The sequence below is a fragment of the Candidatus Baltobacteraceae bacterium genome (genome assembly GCA_036488875.1).
Lineage (GTDB): Bacteria > Vulcanimicrobiota > Vulcanimicrobiia > Vulcanimicrobiales > Vulcanimicrobiaceae > JAFAHZ01.
On the sequence record DASXGW010000008.1, the window covers coordinates 325,913 to 346,090 of the forward strand.

General features: G+C 63.2%; 22 protein-coding genes. 17 read left to right on the plus strand and 5 right to left on the minus strand.

The window, feature by feature from the left end:
* Positions 1-19 precede the first annotated feature (19 nt).
* The 10 genes from VGG89_11735 to VGG89_11780 all read left to right on the plus strand — a co-directional run bounded on the left by VGG89_11735 (position 20) and on the right by VGG89_11780 (position 7,713).
* The gene (locus VGG89_11735) at positions 20-637 is read left to right on the plus strand and encodes an L-threonylcarbamoyladenylate synthase (protein ID HEY1977214.1); all 618 of its coding nucleotides are present in this window, start codon (positions 20-22) and stop codon (positions 635-637) included.
* Complete coding sequence (gene lptC, locus VGG89_11740) at positions 634-1,386, plus strand: LPS export ABC transporter periplasmic protein LptC (protein HEY1977215.1); 753 nt, start codon at positions 634-636, stop codon at positions 1,384-1,386. The genes VGG89_11735 and lptC overlap by 4 nt, the downstream gene beginning before the upstream one ends.
* A 5-nt stretch (positions 1,387-1,391) precedes the next feature.
* Entirely contained in the window at positions 1,392-2,660 is a 1,269-nt protein-coding gene (locus VGG89_11745) for a replication-associated recombination protein A (protein ID HEY1977216.1), read from the plus strand.
* 137 nt (positions 2,661-2,797) lie between these two features.
* A complete protein-coding gene (locus VGG89_11750; protein HEY1977217.1) occupies positions 2,798-3,949 on the plus strand; it encodes a cysteine desulfurase family protein in 1,152 nt (383 codons plus the stop codon).
* A 156-nt stretch (positions 3,950-4,105) separates the two neighbouring features.
* Positions 4,106-5,215, plus strand: a complete 1,110-nt coding sequence (locus VGG89_11755; GenBank protein ID HEY1977218.1) for an alkaline phosphatase family protein — start codon at positions 4,106-4,108, stop codon at positions 5,213-5,215.
* 115 nt (positions 5,216-5,330) lie between these two features.
* The gene (locus tag VGG89_11760) at positions 5,331-5,735 is read left to right on the plus strand and encodes a DUF948 domain-containing protein (protein HEY1977219.1); all 405 of its coding nucleotides are present in this window, start codon (positions 5,331-5,333) and stop codon (positions 5,733-5,735) included.
* 18 nt (positions 5,736-5,753) lie between these two features.
* Positions 5,754-6,119, plus strand: coding sequence for a hypothetical protein (locus VGG89_11765; GenBank protein ID HEY1977220.1), 366 nt, complete (start codon positions 5,754-5,756; stop codon positions 6,117-6,119).
* A gap of 4 nt (positions 6,120-6,123) precedes the next feature.
* The gene (locus VGG89_11770; GenBank protein HEY1977221.1) at positions 6,124-6,468 is read left to right on the plus strand and encodes an STAS domain-containing protein; all 345 of its coding nucleotides are present in this window, start codon (positions 6,124-6,126) and stop codon (positions 6,466-6,468) included.
* On the plus strand, positions 6,465-6,902 hold the full coding sequence (locus VGG89_11775) for an ATP-binding protein (GenBank protein HEY1977222.1): 438 nt from the start codon (positions 6,465-6,467) through the stop codon (positions 6,900-6,902). The genes VGG89_11770 and VGG89_11775 overlap by 4 nt, the downstream gene beginning before the upstream one ends.
* A 4-nt stretch (positions 6,903-6,906) precedes the next feature.
* Positions 6,907-7,713: a SigB/SigF/SigG family RNA polymerase sigma factor gene (locus VGG89_11780; protein HEY1977223.1), complete on the plus strand. Its 807-nt coding sequence runs from the start codon at positions 6,907-6,909 to the stop codon at positions 7,711-7,713.
* Between the two features lie 3 nt (positions 7,714-7,716).
* Here the strand turns inward: VGG89_11780 and VGG89_11785 are convergent, their stop codons facing one another.
* Complete coding sequence (locus tag VGG89_11785) at positions 7,717-8,997, minus strand: diguanylate cyclase (protein ID HEY1977224.1); 1,281 nt, start codon at positions 8,995-8,997, stop codon at positions 7,717-7,719.
* Between the two features lie 92 nt (positions 8,998-9,089).
* Here VGG89_11785 and alaS point away from each other — a divergent pair, with 92 nt between their 5' ends.
* Genes alaS through VGG89_11800 form a run of 3 tightly spaced genes read left to right on the plus strand, consistent with a single transcriptional unit; the run spans position 9,090 to position 13,537 of the window.
* Complete coding sequence (gene alaS, locus VGG89_11790; GenBank protein HEY1977225.1) at positions 9,090-11,696, plus strand: alanine--tRNA ligase; 2,607 nt, start codon at positions 9,090-9,092, stop codon at positions 11,694-11,696.
* A gap of 1 nt (position 11,697) precedes the next feature.
* A complete protein-coding gene (locus tag VGG89_11795) occupies positions 11,698-12,387 on the plus strand; it encodes a hypothetical protein (protein ID HEY1977226.1) in 690 nt (229 codons plus the stop codon).
* Between the two features lie 10 nt (positions 12,388-12,397).
* Positions 12,398-13,537, plus strand: coding sequence for a hypothetical protein (locus VGG89_11800; protein ID HEY1977227.1), 1,140 nt, complete (start codon positions 12,398-12,400; stop codon positions 13,535-13,537).
* On the opposite strand, the gene VGG89_11805 is transcribed toward VGG89_11800, so the two are convergent.
* The 3 genes from VGG89_11805 to VGG89_11815 are packed head-to-tail and all read right to left on the minus strand — an operon-like array spanning position 13,534 to position 16,005.
* Positions 13,534-13,959 (minus strand): hypothetical protein, encoded by a 426-nt coding sequence (locus VGG89_11805; GenBank protein HEY1977228.1) that lies wholly within the window; start codon positions 13,957-13,959, stop codon positions 13,534-13,536. The two genes, VGG89_11800 and VGG89_11805, sit on opposite strands and share 4 nt — an antisense overlap.
* A gap of 32 nt (positions 13,960-13,991) precedes the next feature.
* Entirely contained in the window at positions 13,992-15,749 is a 1,758-nt protein-coding gene (locus VGG89_11810; GenBank protein ID HEY1977229.1) for a DUF255 domain-containing protein, read from the minus strand.
* Positions 15,742-16,005: a hypothetical protein gene (locus VGG89_11815; GenBank protein ID HEY1977230.1), complete on the minus strand. Its 264-nt coding sequence runs from the start codon at positions 16,003-16,005 to the stop codon at positions 15,742-15,744. Before VGG89_11815 ends, VGG89_11810 begins: the two co-directional genes overlap by 8 nt.
* Before the next feature lie 163 nt (positions 16,006-16,168).
* Here VGG89_11815 and VGG89_11820 point away from each other — a divergent pair, with 163 nt between their 5' ends.
* The 4 genes from VGG89_11820 to VGG89_11835 are packed head-to-tail and all read left to right on the plus strand — an operon-like array spanning position 16,169 to position 19,924.
* Positions 16,169-16,465: a lmo0937 family membrane protein gene (locus VGG89_11820; protein ID HEY1977231.1), complete on the plus strand. Its 297-nt coding sequence runs from the start codon at positions 16,169-16,171 to the stop codon at positions 16,463-16,465.
* 28 nt (positions 16,466-16,493) lie between these two features.
* Positions 16,494-18,128, plus strand: coding sequence for a non-homologous end-joining DNA ligase (ligD, locus tag VGG89_11825; GenBank protein HEY1977232.1), 1,635 nt, complete (start codon positions 16,494-16,496; stop codon positions 18,126-18,128).
* Positions 18,125-19,084: a non-homologous end-joining DNA ligase gene (ligD, locus tag VGG89_11830; protein ID HEY1977233.1), complete on the plus strand. Its 960-nt coding sequence runs from the start codon at positions 18,125-18,127 to the stop codon at positions 19,082-19,084. The genes ligD (VGG89_11825) and ligD (VGG89_11830) overlap by 4 nt, the downstream gene beginning before the upstream one ends.
* 6 nt (positions 19,085-19,090) lie before the next feature.
* Positions 19,091-19,924 carry a Ku protein gene (locus VGG89_11835; GenBank protein ID HEY1977234.1) on the plus strand — a complete coding sequence of 278 codons (834 nt, stop codon included), beginning with the start codon at positions 19,091-19,093 and terminating at the stop codon, positions 19,922-19,924.
* A gap of 73 nt (positions 19,925-19,997) precedes the next feature.
* On the opposite strand, the gene VGG89_11840 is transcribed toward VGG89_11835, so the two are convergent.
* A partial coding sequence (locus VGG89_11840) for a hypothetical protein (GenBank protein ID HEY1977235.1) occupies positions 19,998-20,178 on the minus strand: 181 nt, incomplete at its 5' end.

A 20,178-nucleotide genomic window follows, 5' to 3' on the forward strand; every position in this document is an offset into this window, starting at 1 on the left:
CGCCGAGCGCCTCGAAGAGGTGGTCGAAGAGGTTGCCAACGTCGTCTTTGCCGGTGGAACGATCATCTTTCCGACCGATACGAGCTATGCGCTCGCGTGCGATCCGCAGCGCAGCGACGCGGTCGATCGCGTCTACACCGCGCTCGGGCGTCCGGATCAGCGTCCGCTCACGATCCACGTAGCGTCGGTGGCGGAGTTCTTGGAGTACGCTGCCGGCAATAAGCTCGCGGTGCTCGTCGCCAAACGTTTTCTCCCCGGCCCCGTCATCGTGTTGATTCGCAAGCCGCGCTTCGTCAGCGACGATTTGACGGCCGGCCTGCAAACGGTGGCGTTTCGCGTTCCCGACGACGAGCTGGCGGCATCGTTGCTGGAACGGTGCGGACCGTTAGCGGGCGTTTCGGCAAATCCGCCGGGCGGTCCAAGGTACCGCGGCGACGGTGCGTGCGATTCGCTGCCGCCGGCCGATTTGCTGATCCAACACGGACCGACGCTCTACGACCGCGAATCGACCATTGTCGATCTCACCGGTGTGCACGCGCGCCTGCTTCGGGAAGGCGTGGTGCCGGAAGCGCGTCTTGCGGAACTTCTCGGCCCGATCGAACGTCCTACGGTAAAGGTGCGTACTCAAGCGAAATGATCCGAAGTCTGCTGGCCGTCGTCCTCACCCTCGCGTTCCTGGCGCCGACGCCGCGTCCGCGCGTCCCGGCAACGCCCGGACAGGCGCCCGTGCCGGTCTCGCCGCCGCCCGCGGCGATGCCCTCACCGCAGCCCGAGGCTTCGAGCGGCGCGGCGACGATGGAGTTCGGCGTTTGGACCGTACACGCGACGTCGGTGGACGCGAACATCAAAACCGGCGATTTCCACACCAACGAAAAAGTGTTGATGACGCGGGCCGGCGGCGACGTCACGGCCGACAAAGCCAACGGCAACTATAAGAAATCGACCGTCTATTTGGTCGGGCACGTCGTCATGCACGATAACAGTGGAAACTACGGCGGGCTGGGTGGTGGTTCGGCGAAATCGAACGGACCCTCGACGCTAACGGCCGACCGCGCGGAAATCGACGGCCAGGCAAAACTCTATAAAGCGATCGGCAACGTGCATTACGTCGAGAACGACACCGTCGTGGATTCCGCGAACGGCACGCTCAACGACGAAACCCACGATCTCGATCTCAGCGGCAACGTGCGCATCACGCAGGGTACGCGCAAGGTCGACGCGGACAACGTCGTCTACAACACCATCACCGGTCAAGCGCACGCCGAAGGCAACGTGACGATGCAGTTTCCCGGACAGCTGCATCGCGGCCTCGCGACCCCCAAGCCGTTGAACGTTCCCAAGAATCCGATCACCCAGCCGGTGGGAAGCGCGTCGCCCGCTCCGTAACCCGTATGGCATCGCACGAGCCGGCGCCGTCCCTCTTCGCACGCCCCGAAAACGTGCCGCTGGCCGCTAGGATGCGGCCGCAATCGCTCGACGAATTCGTCGGACAACACTCCGTGCTCGGTCCCGGCCGTGCGTTACGGCGCGCGATCGAAGCCGATACGGTTCCGTCGATGATTTTGTGGGGCCCGCCCGGCACCGGAAAGACGACCCTCGCCGAAATCGTTGCGCATCGTACGGGCGCTTATTTCGAGCGGCTTTCGGCCGTTAGCGCGGGCGTAGCCGATCTTCGCCGCGTGATGGCCGAGGCGAAAGCGCGCTTGCGGGCCGGCACGCGCACCGTGCTCTTCATCGACGAGATCCATCGCTTCAACAAGGGGCAGCAAGACGCGGTTCTCCCGTACGTCGAGGATGGAACGGTGACCCTCATCGGCGCGACAACCGAAAATCCGTCGTTCGAAGTGAACTCCGCACTCCTCTCGCGTGCGCGCGTGTTCGTGCTTTCGGCGCTGAGCGACGACGACGTCGGAAGCATCGTCGATCGCGCCTTGAGCGACGCGCAGCGCGGCCTCGGGGATCGCACGGTCGTGCTGGAGCCGGACGCCCGCAAGACCCTGATCGATCTCGCCAACGGCGACGCGCGCGCGGCGCTCAACGCCCTCGAGTTTGCAGCCGCGACGGCTTCGGAGCGTGACGGCAAGCGCATCGTCGGACGCGCGCTCGTGCTCGACGCCATGCAGCGCCGCGGCACCGTCTACGACAAGGGCGGGGAGGCTCACTACGACACCATCAGCGCCTTCATCAAGTCGATACGCGCGAGCGATCCCGACGCCGCCGTCTATTGGCTGGCACGGATGATCGACGGCGGCGAAGACGCGCTCTTCATCGCGCGCCGGCTGGTGATCCTAGCATCGGAAGACGTAGGTTTGGCAGACTCACGCGGAATCTCGGTCGCGATCGCGGCACAGCAAGCGGTCCATTTCGTGGGCATGCCCGAAGGGTTCTTTCCGCTGGCTCACGCGACGCTGTACTTGGCGAAGGCGCCTAAGAGCAACAGCGTCGGTCGGGCCTACGGCGCGGCCGCGCACGACGTCGAAGAGACGCGCAACGACCCGGTACCGCTGCACCTGCGCAACGCTCCTACGGGACTGATGCGTCAACTCGGCTACGGCAAAGACTACCACTACGCTCATGACGATTACGACGTCAAACAATTGAACTTGCCTGACAATTTAAAAGACCGCAAGTATTATGAGCCGGGCGAGAATGACAAATAAAAAAGGCGGCCTGGTTTTTTTCCCAGACCGCCAGTTTCCCGTTGCTACTTCTCGGAGTGTGCGTTGGAGCTTCGCACGAGTGTTATGGTAAAGGGCACGCCTGGGAGCGCCCTGTGAGTCATCAAAATTCTTCGCGCGTGTATCTCGACTACGCGGCGACTACTCCCTTACGCAAGGAAGCTGCGGATGCCATGAGTTTGGCACTAAGCGAGGGTCCGTTCAATCCCAGTTCGCTGCATGCGGAGGGCCGGCGCGCTCGCGCAGTGCTCGACGACGCGCGCGACCGCGTTGCGCGCGTTCTCGGCGTCGCGCGTAAAGGCATCACGTTTACCGGCAGCGGTTCGGAAGCAGACAACTTGGCGATCGTGGGAGCCGCGCGCGCCGCCGCGCGCCGTGGCCGCGGGCGTCACGTCGTCGCGAGCACGATCGAACATCACGCGGTGCTGCACGCGCTCGACTCGCTCGCGGAGAACGGCTTCGACGTAACGCTCGTGCCGGTCGACGAGCGCGGCGTGGTGGCGACGCAGGCGTTCGAAGCGGCCCTGCGCGATGACACGGTCGTTGCGTCGGTCATGTACGCGAACAACGAAATCGGAACGATTCAACCCGTCGAGCAGCTCGCGGCAATCGCGCGCTCGCGGGGCGCGTTCTTTCATACGGACGCCATCCAAACGCCCTTATGGCTCCCGGTCGACGTGCAGACCCTGCGCGTCGATGCAATATCGCTCTCCGCCCACAAATTTTATGGACCCAAAGGCGTGGGCGTTCTCGCGACGGGCGACGGCGTCGCGATCGAGCCGCTGGTGTACGGCGGCGGCCAAGAGTTCGGACGCCGCTCCGGGACCGAGAACGTCGGCGGGATCGCCGGATTGATGCGCGCGCTGGAGCTCGCGGAGGCGGAACGGACGCCGACGCGCGTCCGCGTCGAAGCGCTGCGCGACCGCCTGGAGCGGGGAATCCTCGAAACGGTGCCCGACGTTCGCGTCAACGGCGCCGACGCGCCGCGCCTGCCGAACGTCCTCAACGCGAGTTTTGCCGGCATCGCTTCGGACGAGCTGCTGGTGCGCTTGGATTTAGACGGCGTCGCCGTATCGGCCGGGAGCGCGTGTACCTCGGGCGTGCTCGAACCCAGTCACGTGATTGCCGCGCTCGGCACCGGCGTCGCGTGGAGAAGCGGCGCGATTCGATTCTCGCTTGGCATCGGCACGACCGATGCCGAGATCGATCGCGCGCTGGAAGCCGTCGCCGCCGGCGTGGCCAATCTGCGCCGCGTTCGCGCGCGCGCGTAACCGAATCCACTATTAAGGATCCCCAAAGGTCCTTAGCATTGCATAATCGTCTCGTCCGGTTGGTTAAGACCGAGTGGCGTCGTCAGGGATGCGGTTGGTGAATTAGTTTCATTACGCTGTATCCAGCACTCATCTTAAGCAGAGGACAAAGCAACGATGCGTACGTCCCCCGTTTCAATCATTCTTTCGGCCGTCGCGGCGCTCGCGCTCAGCGCGTGCGCCGGATCCGGCGGAAGCGGCCGAGCCGGCGCTGCTCTCCCGAACGGATCGCAACCCGAGTTAGCCTCTTCCGACTTCGGCGCCGCCTATCTGCAACCGCACGTTGGAGTGAAGCACCTCTCGCACATCATTTACATCATGATGGAGAATCAGGGCTTCGACGACGTCATCGGCCACGAAAATCCCAGCACGTACGGTGCGGATACTCCGCATATTACGGCATTGGCCCTGAAGTACGGCCTCCAAACGTTCAGCTTCGGTACCACGCACCCAAGCCTGCCGAACTACTTGTCGCTGTTCGCCGGAAGCTACTTCGGCATTCAGGACGACAACGCGAGCTGCTACGCTCAACCCGCGCAGAGCCCGTGCGATAAGCAGGCGGCGAACGCAAAAAACTTGGCCGATCTGCTCGAAGGAAAGCACATGACCTGGAAAGTTTTCGAGCAATCGATGCCCAGCGCGGGATACCTCGGCCCGCAGTATCCGCCGGCCACCACGAGCGGAAACGGCCCGACGCACTACGCGCAAAAGCATAACCCGCTGCTGTACTTCAAGGACGTCGCCACGAACTCGACGCGCCTGAAGAACATCGTGCCGCTCAAGAGCATGTCGGATATCGCGAGCGCGCTCTCGAATCCGTCCACGGCGCCCAACTTCACCTTCATCGTTCCGGATCAATGCCACGACATGCACGGAACGACGGACTGTCCGTCGGGCGACGCACTACTGATCGAGGGCGACAAGTACGTTCATCAGCTCGTCGAAACGATCTCGCGTTCGAAGACGTTCGTCGCCGGCACGGCGATCGTCGTGGCGTGGGATGAAGACGACTACAGCTCCCAAACGGGGTGCTGCAAATCGATCTATCCGCACGGCGGCGGACACATTCCCGTGATCGTCATCACGCCGAACTACGGCAAGCCGATTCAGAGCGCGCTGCCCTCGAACCATTACTCGGAGCTGCGCTTCATCGAGGACGCGTTCGGCCTATCTCACCTGGGCGAGAGCTCGTCGACCGTGCCGACGCTCATGGAACTCTTGCCGTAACGGCCCCCCGTCGCAGGCGCCTCCCCGGCGCGGAGGCGCCTGCGTAGCTTGTGGCCCAAAAGGGGATATTGACGGCGCGGCCCGAACCGCGACCGACCTTGGAGGGCAAGCGAGCGTGACCGCAGACACCAGCAGCGTAATACGCGACATCCTCGTCGGTGTAGGCGTCTTCTTATTCGGTCTGGGCATCTTCATCGCGATGCTCGCCCTGTCCAAGACCCTCAAACGGCTCGGCACGACCCTCGACGGCGTCGACCGGCAGCTGGAAAACCTCGGCGAGCCCGTCGCGAAGACGTTGAGCCACGTCGACGGCATAGCCGGCACGGCCGACGAGACCCTGGCCCGGTTGGGCGGGGTGGTCGGATCGCTCGAGAGCGTCGCCGGCAGCCTCTCCGATACGGCCGACCTCGCCAAACGCGCCTTCACGCCGGCGCTCGTCAACGTGGGCGCCGCCGCGAGCGGAATCAGCGCTGGTTTACGGCGCTTGGTTACGGGAAAGAAGTCCACAGACCAACCCTAAGCTAGGAGTCGGTTTATTATGAGCAACGGTAAAGGCGGAGGTGGATTCTTCGTCGGCTTTCTCATCGGCGCTATCGTCGGAGGTGCCGCCGCCGTTTTGCTTTCGCAAGAAGATACGCGGGACATCGTCGTTGGAAAGGTGCGCGAAGCGGGTAATTTTGCCAAGGATGCCACCGAAGATTTGCGCGGCAAGGTGGGCGACGTGACGTCGCAGTGGCAATCGAGCGCGTCCGAGCTGTACGAGCGCGGCCGCCAGGTTGTTGAGAACGCGCGCACGACCCTCGACGCCGCCGTCGACGAGGGCCGCAACGCGGCGACGCAAACGCGCGGCGAACTCGAGAGTGAAGCAATGACATCCCGGGCAGATGCTCGGGACGGGGGATAACACATTGGACATCAAGGTCAACGTACGTGAGGCACCGGGTGACTGTTACGTCGTCGATTTGAGCGGCGAGATAGACGTCTATACGTCGCCGAAGGTCAAGGATGCAATCGGCGAGCTGATCGATCGGGGCGTCTACCATCTCGTGATCAATCTCGAGAAGGTTCGCTACATCGATTCGACCGGACTTGGCGTTCTCATCGGCGGTCTCAAGCGCGTGCGCGAGCACGGCGGTTCGGTCAACCTCGTTTGCACGAACCCGCAGATCAAGAAAATATTCGACATCACCGGACTCGTGAAGATCTTCGGCATCTTCGATAACGAGGACTCGGCGATGAAGGCGCTTGTGTGAAACAAGCGGTCGAGCAGTTGAGTACCGATCTCGTCGAGCTGCGCATTCCAAGCCGAGCCGAATGGGTTGCGCTAGCTCGACTGGCGGTCGCCGCGGTTGCCAATCGACTGCGCTTCTCGATCGAAGACATCGAGGATATTAAGCTTGCGGTGGCGGAGGCGTGTACCGCCGTCATCCAACACGAACGCCACGGCGAGTTCATCGATCTCACGTGTGAGACGTCGTCGAACGGACTTCGCGTTCGCGTGCGCGACGCGGGCCGGCAGGCGCTCTCTCGTGAGAACGGCAAAACCATGGATCTCGACGAAGCGCGTATCGCCGGATTGGGCGTTTTTCTCATTCGTACGCTAATGGACGAGGTGGCGTACGACGTCGATCCCGAGGCGGGGACGGACCTCGTAATGGTTAAGAGGCTGCAGGGCGCAACGGCATAACGACGTGACCGAACGTGACGACTCGCGCCCGGACCGCGAACGGACGCGCGCGCTCTTTTCTCTTTTTGCCGATGCGCGTAAGCGACATGAGAGCTACCCGGAGCGCCACGACCAACAGTACGAATCGCTGCGCGATGAGCTCGTCGTCGCGCACCTGAACCTCGTGCGCTTCTTGGCGGTCAAGTTTGCCAATCGCGGCGAGCCGCTCGACGATCTCGTTCAGGTCGGCACCGTCGGATTGCTCAAGGCGATCGATCGCTTCGAAACCGATCGCGGCGTTGAGTTCACGACCTACGCTACGCCGACGATCGTCGGCGAGATCAAGCGCTACTTCCGCGATAAAGGCTGGGCGGTGAAGGTGCCGCGGCGGCTCCAGGAACTCAATCTCGCGGTCAACCGTGCCAGCGACAAACTCGCGATCGAGATGGGGCGCAGCCCGACCGTCGGCGAGCTGGCGACCCATCTCAACGCAACCGAAGAAGAAATTCTCGAAGCGCAAGAACTCGGGCAGGCGTACAACCTGCTCTCGCTCGACAGCGAAGTCTCCGGCGAGACCGAGAAAAAATCTCAGACCCTCGCCGATACCGTCGGTCACAACGACGCCGGTTTGGAGCTGCTCGAAGACCGCGCCAATCTCGAACGCGCGTTCACCGTGCTCACGGGCCGCGAGCGAGTGATCATTTACTTACGGTTTTACGAGTCGGTCTCGCAGACGGAAATCGCCAAACGGCTCAACGTCTCGCAGATGCACGTTTCGCGCTTGCAAGCCAAAGCGCTCGAAAAACTCCGCACCGTACTCGCCGAACAGTAATCCTTACGACGCGACGTAGATCCGATTGCGGCCGGAGCGTTTGGCCTCGTAACACGCTTCGTCGGCGCGGCGCAGTGCCTGCGCGACACTGTGAACCGTGCAATCGACGGAGATCACGCCGATACTGGCGCCGACCCGCAACGCTTGTCCGTTCCACAGCAACGTGACGCCGCCGATCGCTTCGAGAATGTCGCGTGCGATGTTCTCGGCAACCGACGGCGGACAGCCGCGCAGCAGCGCGACGAACTCGTCGCCGCCGATGCGCGCCAGCAAGTCGACGCGGCGCAGTTTTGCGCTCGCGGCCGTCGCAAGCTGCACGAGAATGCGGTCTCCGGCTTCGTGTCCGTGCCGGTCGTTGATCGGTTTGAATCCGTCGAGATCGAAATAGATCAAGCCGTGCGTCATTCCGCCGGCGCGCGTCTCTTGGAGAGCCTCTTCCAGCGCGCGCTCGAGCGAACGCCGGTTGTGTACGCTGGTAAGCGGATCGTGCGAAGCCTCGTAACTGAGCTGCCGCTCGCGCTCGTACTCTTCGGTGATGTCGCGGTACACGACGATCGAATAGACGCTGCTCGCTAGCGCTTGTTTGATCGGGCGACCGCTGGCTTCAGCCCAAAAGCGCGTTCCGTTCGCGCGGTACAGCGCTAATACGCCGTGCACCGGTTCGCCGTCGAGGAGGCGCCGGCGCCACTCTATCAACGTCTCGACGTTGGTTTCGGGGCCGGCAAGGAAGTCGGACGCGCGGCCGATGACCTCTTCGCGCCGGTAACCGACGAGCCGTAAAAACATCTCGTTGACGTAGGCCAGTACCCACTGATTCGCGCCCTCGCGACGCTCGAAGACGGCCATCGCGTCGCTGGCTTGATTCATCGCGGCCGAGAGCAGCTCGAGATTCTCGTTCGTTCTCACGCGGTCGGTGACGTCGCGCTGTATCGCGACGACTCCCAAAAGATTGCCGTCGTCGTCGCAGAGCGGGCGCATGTTGATCTGGGCCCAGAACGTCGTCCCGTCCTTGCGATAGCGCAGCGTCTCGAGTTCGACGGGCAGTTTGGCGATGAGGGTCTGCGAGACGCGTTCGACCGCCGCGCGATCGGTCTTGGGACCGTACATCAACTCGGGGAACTGCCCGATCGCCTCTTCCACCCGGTAGCCGGTCTGGCGCTCGAACATGGGGTTGACGTAGCGGATCCGGAACGGGATCGGCCCCGGCGCGTAGTCGTAGACGATGACGGCGTCATTGGCGTTCTCAATAGCCGTAATCAGGAACGGCTCAAAGCTTCGTTCCATGGGATGGGGGTTCTTCGGCCCCGCTTGCCCGGCCGCCCCTCACCGGTAGTAGGAGGGTGGGGGGCGTTTCTGCTATCATTTGTGGCTAGCCCATGAAGTCTCAAGAGTTACGACAAGCCTGGATCGATTTTTTTGTTTCCAAGGGGCATAAGCTGTTGCCGCCGGCGACGCTCATCCCCCACGAGATGTCGACGACGCTCTTTACGATCGCCGGCATGGAGCAGTTCGTACCGGTCTTCCTCGGCGAGCAGCCCGCGCCGGCCCCCCGCGCGGTGACGGTCCAGCGCTGCCTGCGCGTTGCGGGCGCAAAGAGCGATATCGAAAACGTCGGCCGGACCGGCCGGCACGGCACCTTCCTCGAGATGCTCGGAAACTTCAGCTTCGGCGACTACTACAAGCGCGAAGCGATCGCGATGGCATGGGAGTTCGTCACCAAGACGCTCGCGCTCGACCCGAGCAAGCTCTACGTCACGGTGCACACGAGCGACGGCGAAGCCGAGCGTATTTGGGTCGACGACATCGGGCTGGAGCCGTCGCGCGTCACGCGTTTCGACGAAGACAACTTTTGGACGATGGGTTCGACCGGTCCGTGCGGGCCGTGCAGCGAGATCTTCTACGACACCGGCGCCGAAAACGCCAGTGGACCCGACGATACGGGACCAAACCTTGGCAACCGCTACGTCGAGTTCTGGAATCTGGTTTTCCAGCAATACAATCGCACGTCGGACGGCAAGCTGGTCGACCTGCCGCGTAAGGCGATCGATACCGGCGCGGGTTTCGAGCGCGTGCTGGCGTTGGCCAACGGCGTGGCGTCGATGTACGACACGGATCTCTTCTCCGACATTATCGCCGCTATGCCGCCTGGTGAGGGTTCGCTCTCGCCGGCGGAGCGCGGTACGCGGCAAAACATCGTCGCCGATCACGCGCGGGCCGCTACGTTTCTCATCAACGACGGCATCTATCCGTCCAACACCGATCGCGGCTACGTCTTGCGGTTTCTGATTCGCCGCGCGATTCGCAACGGCAGGCTGCTGGGCTTTCCCAACGGGTTTCTCACCGAACTCGTGCCGGCCGTCGTGAAGTCGCTCGAGCCGGGCTACCCCGAGCTTCGGCAGAACGTCGGCCGCATCGCCAATGCGTTACGGACCGAAGAGCAGACCTTCGACCGGACGCTCGAGCGCGGCATGAAGATGCTCGACGGCCTCATCGACGACGCGATCGCCAACTGCACGCGTCTGGTGAGCGGCGAGGACGCGTTCATGCTGCACGACACGTACGGGTTCCCGATCGAGCTGACGCGCGAGATCACGGGCGAACACGCCGCCGCCGTCGATACGGTGGCGTTCGAGCAGCTGATGAATCAGCAGCGCGAACGCGCTCGCAGCGACGCGGCCGCGAAGCGCGCCGTCGTCTCGCTCGCGGAAGTTCCCGCGATCAAGAGCGAGTTTACCGGTTACGACGGTCTCTCGAGTGACGGCGAAATCGTCGCCATTCTTGCAGGCGACAAGCCGGTGCAAACGCTGAGCGCCGGGCAAGAGGGGACGCTGATTCTCGATCGTTCGTCGTTCTACGCCGAGCGCGGCGGACAGGTCGGCGATCGCGGCATCGTCAGCAGCGACACCGGCACGTTCGAAGTGCGCGACACGCAGTACATGGGCGACGCCATCGCGCACGCCGGCGTCGTGACCGGCGGAGAAATCACGGCCGGCGAACGCGTGCGTACCGAAGTCTACGATTGGTGGCGCCGCGAGATTCGCCGCCATCACACGTCGGCCCATCTGCTGCAGCGCGCGCTCAAAGACGTGCTCGGCGACGACGTCGTGCAGGCCGGTTCGTGGGTCGGGATCGACCGCATGCGTTTCGATTTCCGCTGGCCGGGCGGAGCGCTCTCGCCCGAACAGAAGCACTCGGTCGCGCACCGCGTCAACGAGATGATTCGCGACGACTCGCACCTGGTGACGCGCGTCATGCCGCTGGATCAGGCGCGAGAAAGCGGCGCGATCTGGATGGCGGGTGAAAAGTACGGCGAGCTGATCCGCGTCGTTCAAGCCGGACCGTCGGTTGAGTTTTGCGGCGGTACGCATTCGCACACCACGGGCGAGCTCGGCATGTTCCTCATTCTGTCCGAGTTCTCGGTCGGCAGCGGCATCCGGCGCATCGAGTCGTGCGTCTCCGACGCCGCCGAAACGTTCGTCACGCGTCAGAGCGATCTCGTTTCGACGTTGTCGTCGTCGCTGGCCACGACGCCCGACGAGCTCGGCGATCGCATCGCCAAACTGCAACGCGAGGTTCGCGATCTCCAAACGGGCCTGGGACAACTCAAAGCGCGCCTGGCCGCCGCCGACGCGCAAACGTACGTCGAGCGCGCCGAGCGCAAAGGCGATCGCAGCTTCGTTGGTGCGGTCGTGCACGAAGCCAACGGCGAAGCGCTGCGGCATTTGAGTCAAGCGATTCGCAACCGTTTGCCTTCGGGGGTCATCGCGCTCGCCGGCGTGGACGACGGTACCGTCAGTTTGTTGGTGAGTGCGAGCGACGACTTGGTGCGCGGCGGCGTTCACGCCGGTAACCTCGTCAAGCTGGCCGCACCGCTCGTCGACGGCAAAGGCGGCGGACAACCGGCGCAGGCACAAGGGGGCGGGAAAAATGCCGGTGGGGCCGACGCCGCGCTGCGCGCGATTCGCGACGCCGTGCTGGCGTGACATGAAGCGCGCGCTGGTCGCTCTAGCCCTCATCCTTGCCGCGGCCGGCGCGACGCCGGCCGAGCTCGATTCGCAGTACGTGCTGCAGCGCTACGCGGTAGCGATCGAGACGGTGCCCGTTCCCAAGGCGGTCATCTTTACGTATACGGTTTCGCAAGCGGGGCCGAGCAACATCGATCAGCGGCACGTCGTCTATCGCAACGGATCGCAGGTGCGCGACGAAACGCTTGCGGTCGACGGCGTCGCATTGGTGCATAAAATCGTCAGCTTCGGGCGGCGCGAGGACCGGTACGACGTGTCGCGCATCGCGCCCAAGGCCGCAGCGTACGAACTGCTCTTCCTGCGTTCGCTCAAAGACGGTCACCACGTCGATTATCAATACGCCGCGGCGCCGCTGATCCATGGAGCGGACGCCGTCGTCGACCGCGTGACGATCGACGGACTGAAGTATCTTCCGAAGGACGTGCGTTTCAAGACCGGCACGCAGAGCTCGAGCGGTACCGCGCACATTGCGTACGCCCAGTTCGGAAAGTACTGGATGCCGGTGCTGGCCGAAGTCACCGCGGTCGTCAATGGGAAGCCGGCGCGCGAACGGATCGCCTGGAGCGACTACCGCTTCCCCGATTCGCTTCCGCCCTCGACGTTCGAACCGCCGCGGCCGCTGCCGCACGCCACGCTTCCGCCGATTTGACGGCAGGCTCGTGCGCGTAAGGCCTGCGGTCCTCGCGGGAGTCGTCGCGGCCGTCATCACCGCCGCACTCTCGCACCTGCGCGCCACGCCGTACGACAATTACGTTTATCTGGCGCAAGCGTTGCTGCACGGGCACGCGTGGATCGACTTGCCGGGCGCGTGGATCGATGCATTGCGGTACGCCGGACGCTATTACGTCATCGAGGCGCCGCTGCCGGCGATTCTGCTGTTGCCCTACGTTGCCGCTGCCGGATTGCAGGCGAATCAAACGGTGCTCTCCGTCGCGCTGTGCGGCGTCGCGGTCGGTGCGGCGTGGCAGCTCGGCGAGCGCTTCGGATTGTCCCAGGCGAGCAACGCGTGGATCTGCGCGTTTCTGTTAGCCGGAACGGATCTGCTGTGGTGTGCGACGTTCGGCGACGTCTGGTTCATCGCGCACGTCAGCGCGGTCGCCTTTACGATGCTGGCGCTTGCGGAGATTGCCGGAAAGCGGCGCCCGTGGCTCGTGGCGCTGTGGGCGGCGTGCGCGTTCGAGTCGCGCTTCTCGCTGCTGCTCGCCGTGCCCGTCTACTTCGTTCTGCTCGGTGCGCCCAAGCAGTGGAAGCAAACCGTCGCGCAGTTCGCCGCCGTACTCGTTCCGGTCGCACTGCTGTGGCTATGGTATAACGAGGCGCGCTGGGGAACGTGGAACGACATCGGTTACGTCGCGTGGTACCACCAAGATCAAGCCGGGATGCCGACCGGATCGCCGTTCCGTTTAGAGTATTTGCCGTACCAGCTATGGTCGTTCTTCGTCCAAGCGCCCAAGCAGCTCACCGACTATCCGGGACTGCAGCCCGATATCTCGGGCGTCGCGTTGACCTGGACGTCGCCGGCGTTGATCCTCGCGTTTTTCGCGCGCTCGCCGTTTCGCTGGACGATCGCGCTATGGATCCTGACGCTGGCGGCAGCGGCGCCGAACTTCGTGTACTACGTCAACGGATTCGCGCAGTTCGGGATGCGCCACGCGCTCGACTTCGAACCGTTCCTCGTTGCGCTCATGATGCTCGCAGTACGCGACCGCTTCGCCCGATGGGGCTACGTGCTGGTCGCGTACTCGTGCGTCGTGGGACTCTGGGGAATCTGGTTCTGGCAGACCTTTATTCGAACTTAGACGCTGCGAAGCGGAACCGGAAGGCCGCCGATGTTCGGCCGAGTGCGCGCGGCTTGCGGCGGTTGCGGCGGCGCGGGCGGCATTTCGCCGGCATCTGCGTTTTGGTACGCACCGTAACGCAACGCGAGAGCGTACGCGACGTAATCGTTGTACGTCTCCACTTCGCCCGTGATAGTGAAGCAGCGCACGATCCACATCGGCACGGCGATCAAAGCGCCGATGCCGGTGAACAGTGCGATCGACATCAGAATGCCTCGGACGTAGTTCCCGATGTAGTACGATTCGCCGCCGACGACTCCGAGAACGATCGTCAGGACGAGTGCGAGGCTGGGGTCCTTGGCGTAGCGCTGGTACTCGTAGGCAAACGTTGCTTGCGCTTCGGGGCGCATGCGGAGAGCCAGCATCTGGGCGTACGGTGTCACCTTTTTGATCCTCCGACGCTAAGTACGCCCCACTATGCGCGGTGTTTCACCGCCGAGAGGTCGTCGTAGGCCGCCCGGATGCCGGCCGGATCGGTGGCCGGGCTTCCGCAGGCGGTTCCCGCGCAGACGTACGCCGCCGGTCGAGGCTCGTCGGGCAAGCTCTGGTCCGCACCCGACGGTGCGGTACGGATCGACACGAACGGACTGGGCAGGCGGATTGCCGCCTCGCGGAAGTCACCGGTGCTTTGGGCATCGCCGACGATGCGGACGACGGCCTCGGGGCAGAGATAGCGACGCAGCGCCCGGGCGTACGGCGCCGCGAAGGGGCCGCCCGCCGCATACGTCCGGGCGAAGAGCGCGAGCGTTTGCTCCGCGGCGTCCCGCCACGACCCGTCGCCGGTAAGGCTCGCGAGCCGCAGCAGCGACTCGGCAAGCAGCCCGTTATCGACGAGGGGCCGGTCGGCGATGTCGAGGCGGCCGAGCGTTTCGCCGCCGGTCCGGTCGTAGAATCCGCCGTCCTCGGCGGCGAAGCGCGCCGTCGTTGCACGCGCCAACGCCTCGGCCCGCTCGAGGAAGCGCCGCTCGCCGGACGTTTCGTGCGCGTCGAGCAGCGCGCGCAAATAGGCGACTTGGTCGGTCAGCAGGCCGCGAACGCGCGGCCTCCCTCCCGGCTCGATGAAGTGATACGCCAGTCCGTCGTCGTCACGCATCGTGTCGTGAACGTAATCCAGACATTGCAGCGCTTGGGCGAGGATTGCGTCGTCGTCGAGCGCGCGCGCAGTCCACGCCAGCGCGCCGGCAAGTCCGCAGGTCCAGTTCGTGTAGGACGTGCGATCGACGTACGGAGCGCCGTGCGCGCGGCGTTCCTCCAGCGGCAACGTGTAATACTCCTCGTCGGCATCTTGGCTCCCCGCGAACAGTCCCGTCTGCGGATCGCGCAAAACGTCGCGAAGATACGAATATGCGGACACGAGCGTCGCGCGGAAGTCGGCCGCGGAACCGAACAGCACGAGCTGCCCTAGAACGCGCAGCAGTCCGGCGTGATCTTCGGCCATCTTTTCGAAGTGCGGCACCGACCAGTCGCGCGTCGTCGAATAGCGGAAGAACCCACCCTCGACGTGATCGTACATTCCGCCGCGCGACATGCCCAGCATCGTTTTCGCAACCACCTCGTACAGGCGCTGTTCGCGCGAAAGACGCCATTCCGCGAGCAAGTACTCGAGCATTTCCGGCTGCGGAAACTTCGGAGCGTCGCCGAAACCGCCGTACTCGTCGTCGTACGATTCGAGCAGCTCCTCGGTGAGACGGACGATCATGCTTTCGCGCAGATCGTCCCGCGACGAGGGACGATACGTCGCGCGCTGCGAGCGCATCTCGAGCGCCCGCTCGGCGAGCGCACCTTTCTGCTCGGTGTAGAAGTTCGCGATCTCGTCGAGCGCGCGGCGCATTTGCGCCGGCGGCAGATACGTCGCGCCGGTTAAGGTGGAACCGTCTGGCGACAGAAACGCCGTCGTCGGCCAACCACCCATGTTGTACCGGGCGTTGACGTCGGGACGGCGGTCGTTGTCGACGCGCACTGGAACGAATCGTTCGTTGATCGCGGCGATGACGCCGGGATCGGAGTACGACGTTTCGTCCATCACGTGGCACCAGTGACACCACACCGCCGAAATGGACAGCAGAATCGGTTTGTCCTCCGAACGCGCGCGCTCGAAAGCATCCGTACCCCAGGGCATCCAGCCGATTTCGCTCGCGCGATTGGGGCGGGGAGAGAATCGAAAGTCATTCATCGGTATCTGCGTACCCGCGAAGAAATGAAGTGAGATACAAGAGCGCGATCACCGCGTACACGGAGAGCAGAACGATCCCCGCCGGTTCGGCTCGCAGCGCCAGCGCGATCGCGAAGAAGAAAGCAAACGCCAGGCTAACCGCTGCATAGCGCCGGTGAGTGCTCGGTACCATTCCGTACAGTTCTGCATCGTAATAACCGCCACGCGAGCGGCTGCGCACAAACGCGACTCCGGCGAGGAAGAGTGCGAGCGCCAAACCTCCTATATTCCACATGTGCGTTTTGTAGCCCCCTTCGGTTGGGAAACACGAATCCCATGGGACAACGAGATCCGATTATCGTCGAACGGGATAGCGGCGGCTCCGCGGGGATTGCCGTGCTTGCGATCGTCATCGTCGCAATACTGGTAGCACTCTTCGTGTGGCATCCGTGGTCAACGTCGACGTCGTCGTCATCCACGACGACCATCACACAACCTGGCGCTCCCAACCAAGGATCGTCCACTCAACAGAAGACAACCGTAACGTCACCGACGTAGGGAAGGCAGTAACACTTATGGCAGGCATCCTCTGGGCGATCATCGTTATACTCTTCATCGTGTGGCTCATCGGGTTCTTTGCGGTGCATCTCACCGGTGGCCTAATCCACATCGCGCTGGCGGTTGCCGTGGTCCTGCTGATCATCAACCTGTTCAGCGGTCGAGGCGCGAGGGTGTAGCGACGGTAACCCGTCGAAGACGGCAGTAATGCCGCCATCACCGAAGCAAACTCGAGCGAGCCGGCGTCCCGGCTCGCTCGAAACGTATCACAAGAAGCGCGACTTCGGGATCACGTCCGAGCCGCGCGGAAAGAAAGCGGCTGCTTCCAAGCGGCTGAAGTTCGTCGTGCAGATGCACCGCGCGAGCCGCCTGCATTACGACTTCCGGCTCGAGGCCGACGGCGTACTCGCGTCGTGGGCCGTGCCGAAAGGGCCGACGCTGGCGCCGCTCGATCGCCGGCTCGCGATGCACGTCGAAGACCATCCTATGGATTACCGCGATTTCGAGGGCAACATTCCGCAGGGCCAGTATGGTGCCGGCAGCGTGATCGTTTGGGACGAAGGAACGTACTCGCTCGTCGAAGGCGACGATCCCGCCGAAGAGATCGCCAACGGAAAGATCAAGTTCGTCATGCACGGCGAAAAACTCAAGGGCGAGTTCACGCTCGTCAAGATCAAGCCGCGCGAAAGCGAGTCCGGCGACCCGTGGCTGCTCTTTAAGGACCGCGACGAGTACGCGGATCCTAAGTACGATCCGGCCGCTCATCCCGAATCGGTCAAGTCGGGAAAGACGTTGGCCGACGTCGCCCGCGACCCGCGCGCGAAGACGTGGCAATCGAAACCGAGCGCGCGTTCGCGTCACGCCGCCGTTCCAAAACTCGCCGAGCGCACGCGTCGCGATCCGGTTCCACACCTCAAGGGCGTGATGCTGGCGACGCTCATCGACGAACCGTTCGACGACGACGGCTGGCTTTTCGAAATCAAGTGGGACGGCTATCGCGCGATCTGCACGATCGACGAAAAAGGAACGTTATCGCTCGTCTCGCGCAACGGCTTGGACATGCTCAAGCGCTTTCCGTGTTTCGCAGAGCTCAAGGACGCGTTCGGGAGCGTTCCGATCGTCGTCGACGGCGAGATCGTGAGTCTCGACTCGGAGGGCCGCTCGGCGTTTCAGCGTCTTCAGGAGTCGCAAAAGAAAAATACGGTGCTGACGTATGCGGCCTTCGATCTCATCTACGCCGACGGGCGCGATCTGCGGAAAACGCCGCTGGAAGAGCGCAAGGAGTTGCTCTCGCGGCTCATCCGCGACGACCAGCTGGTCCTGTTCTCCAAGCATATCGCGGGCAAAGGCAAATCGCTCTTCGCGCAGGCAAAGGCGAAGCAGCTCGAGGGCATCGTCGGCAAGAAGCGCGACTCGGTCTATCAAGAACGCCGCAGCCGCGACTGGGTAAAGATCAAAGCGCAGCTCGAGCAGGAGTTCGTCATCGGCGGTTACACGGAGCCGCGCGGAAGCCGCAAGGGGTTCGGCGCGTTGCTGCTCGGTGCGTACGACGGCAAGAAGTTCCGCTACGTCGGTCACGTCGGAACGGGATTCTCTCACAAGTTCTTGCTGGAGCTGCACGCTAAGCTTCGCTCCATCGAGCGCAAGACGTCGCCGTTCGACACGCCGGTCGAGGGCAACGTGAAAGCGCATTGGGTCAAGCCCGAGCTCGTCGCCGAGATTCGCTTCGCCGAATGGACGCGCGACTTGCTGTTGCGCCAACCCGCTTTTCTCGGGTTGCGGGTCGATAAAGCCGCGAGCCAAGTCGTGCTCGAGTTGCCCAAGCATCGGAGCGACGCGTGAGCGCTGCCGAGCGCGTCGCGGTCAAAGTCGGGACGCGCACGCTTTCGCTGTCGAACCTCGATAAGGTCCTGTGGCCGCGCGACGGCTACACCAAAGGTGAGCTCATCGACTATTACCAGTCCGTAGCGCCGGCGATCTTACCGCACCTCAAAGAGCGGCCGCTGACCTTGCAGCGCTATCCGAACGGCATCGAGGGCGAATCGTTTTTCGAAAAGCGGCTGCCCAAGGGCGTTCCGGATTGGGTCGATCGCGTGACGACCACCGGCGCCGAAGGCCGGAAGATTACCTACGTCGTGTGCAACGACGAACCCACGCTCGTCTACGTTGCAAATCTCGCGTCGATCGTGCTGCACGTATGGACGTCGCACGTCGACACGCTCGACGAGCCGGACTTCGTGTTCTTCGATCTCGATCCGGGCGAGAAGTGTACGCTGCAGAACCTCGCCGGCGTCACGCTCGCCATGCGCGAGGCGATGCGCGCCATCGGTCTCGACGGCTTGGTCAAGACCTCGGGCGGGATGGGCCTTCACTTTTTCGTTCCGCTGGTCGACGGCTATTCGTACGAATCGGTCAAACTGTTTGCCGAGCTGGCGGCGCGCCACGTCGCGCGCGAAACCGATCGCGCCGTGTCGCTCGAGCGCGCGATCAAAAAGCGCGACCCCCAAGCCGTGTATTTAGATTTCCAGCAGGTCGGTCGCGGTAAGACCTACGTCGTTGCGTACTCCGTACGCGCGCGCGACGGCGCGCCCGTGTCGATGCCGCTCAAGTGGTCCGAGGTCGAAGCGTTCGCGCGCAAACGCGGCCAAGTCGCCCCGTGGGACGAGTTCGCCAAATACAACATCCGCACGGCTGGTAAACGGCTGAAGGCCGAAGGGGACCTCTGGGGCGGCACGGCCTGGAAGAAGCAGCGCCTCGAACCCGCCATTGCAAAAGCCCAGAAGCTGTGGGTACAATAGCCATCTATGGCGCATGCAATTTGGTCTGGGGCGATCAACTTCGGTCTGGTTACCATTCCGGTGAAGCTGTTCACCGCGGTGAAAACCGACGAGCTTTCCTTCAACATGCTGCATAAAAAAGACGAAGGCCGCATCAAATACGAGCGGATCTGCAGCGTCGAAGAAAAGCCGGTTCCGTGGGACGAGATCGTCAAGGGATACGAGTACGAGAAGGGCGAGTACGTCATTCTCACCGACGAAGATTTCAAGAAGGTCAATCCGGAAGCGACGCAGTCCGTCGACATTCTGGAGTTCGTCGAGATCGAGAAGATCAATCCCATGTTCTTCGACAAGCCGTACTACCTCGAGCCGACGAAGCAGGGGCGCCACGCCTACGCGCTATTGCGCGAAGCCTTACAGAAGAGCAATCGCGTCGCGATCGCGCGCGTCGTCATTCGTACCAAAGAGTACATCGCCGCCGTCAAACCAATCGATCACGCCCTCGTGCTCGAGCTGATGCATTGGGCCGGCGAGATCGTGGAGTCGAGCACGCTCGACCTTCCGGGCGACGAGAAGCTGCCCGAAGCCGAAATGAAGATGGCGAAGATGCTCATCGACACGATGACCGTCGCCGACTTCGAACCGGAGAAGTTCACCAACAAATACCACGACGAGCTGCTTGCAATGATCGAAGCGCGCGCCGCCGGCAAAGAGCTGCCCAAACCCAAGAAGGTTTCGAAGCCGTCGAAGGTCGTCAACCTCATGGACGTGCTCGCACAAAGTTTGGAACAGAGCAAAAAGCGTCGCGGTGCTTCACAAGAGAAGCCTGCACCGAAACGCAAAAAGAAAACAGCTGCTTAAACTCGGGGTGTCTTGTCCTCGCTAATTTTCAGGTTAATCGCTCGGACAAGACACCGCTCGTTTTTTGGGATAGTTAATTCCCGAACATATCTTTTAAGACGGCGCCGGCTATTCCGCCGGCAAGTCCGGCTTGCGTCGTCTGCACGGCCGCCTCTTTGCCCATGTACGGCAGCAGTGCGTGCGCGAGGTTGGGCAGTGTGAGCGTCTGCAGCCACACCTTTCCGGGACCGGAGAGGTGAGCGATGAAGAGTCCG

Coding starts and splice junctions, on each gene's coding strand:
- lptC (HEY1977215.1), top strand. CDS start 634: ATGATCCGAAGTCTGCTGGCCGTCGTCCTCACCCTCGCGTTCCTGGCG.
- VGG89_11745 (HEY1977216.1), top strand. CDS start 1,392: ATGGCATCGCACGAGCCGGCGCCGTCCCTCTTCGCACGCCCCGAAAAC.
- VGG89_11755 (HEY1977218.1), top strand. CDS start 4,106: ATGCGTACGTCCCCCGTTTCAATCATTCTTTCGGCCGTCGCGGCGCTC.
- VGG89_11765 (HEY1977220.1), top strand. CDS start 5,754: ATGAGCAACGGTAAAGGCGGAGGTGGATTCTTCGTCGGCTTTCTCATC.
- VGG89_11785 (HEY1977224.1), bottom strand. CDS start 8,997: ATGGAACGAAGCTTTGAGCCGTTCCTGATTACGGCTATTGAGAACGCC.
- alaS (HEY1977225.1), top strand. CDS start 9,090: ATGAAGTCTCAAGAGTTACGACAAGCCTGGATCGATTTTTTTGTTTCC.
- VGG89_11795 (HEY1977226.1), top strand. CDS start 11,698: ATGAAGCGCGCGCTGGTCGCTCTAGCCCTCATCCTTGCCGCGGCCGGC.
- VGG89_11810 (HEY1977229.1), bottom strand. CDS start 15,749: ATGAATGACTTTCGATTCTCTCCCCGCCCCAATCGCGCGAGCGAAATC.
- ligD (HEY1977232.1), top strand. CDS start 16,494: ATGCCGCCATCACCGAAGCAAACTCGAGCGAGCCGGCGTCCCGGCTCG.
- VGG89_11835 (HEY1977234.1), top strand. CDS start 19,091: ATGGCGCATGCAATTTGGTCTGGGGCGATCAACTTCGGTCTGGTTACC.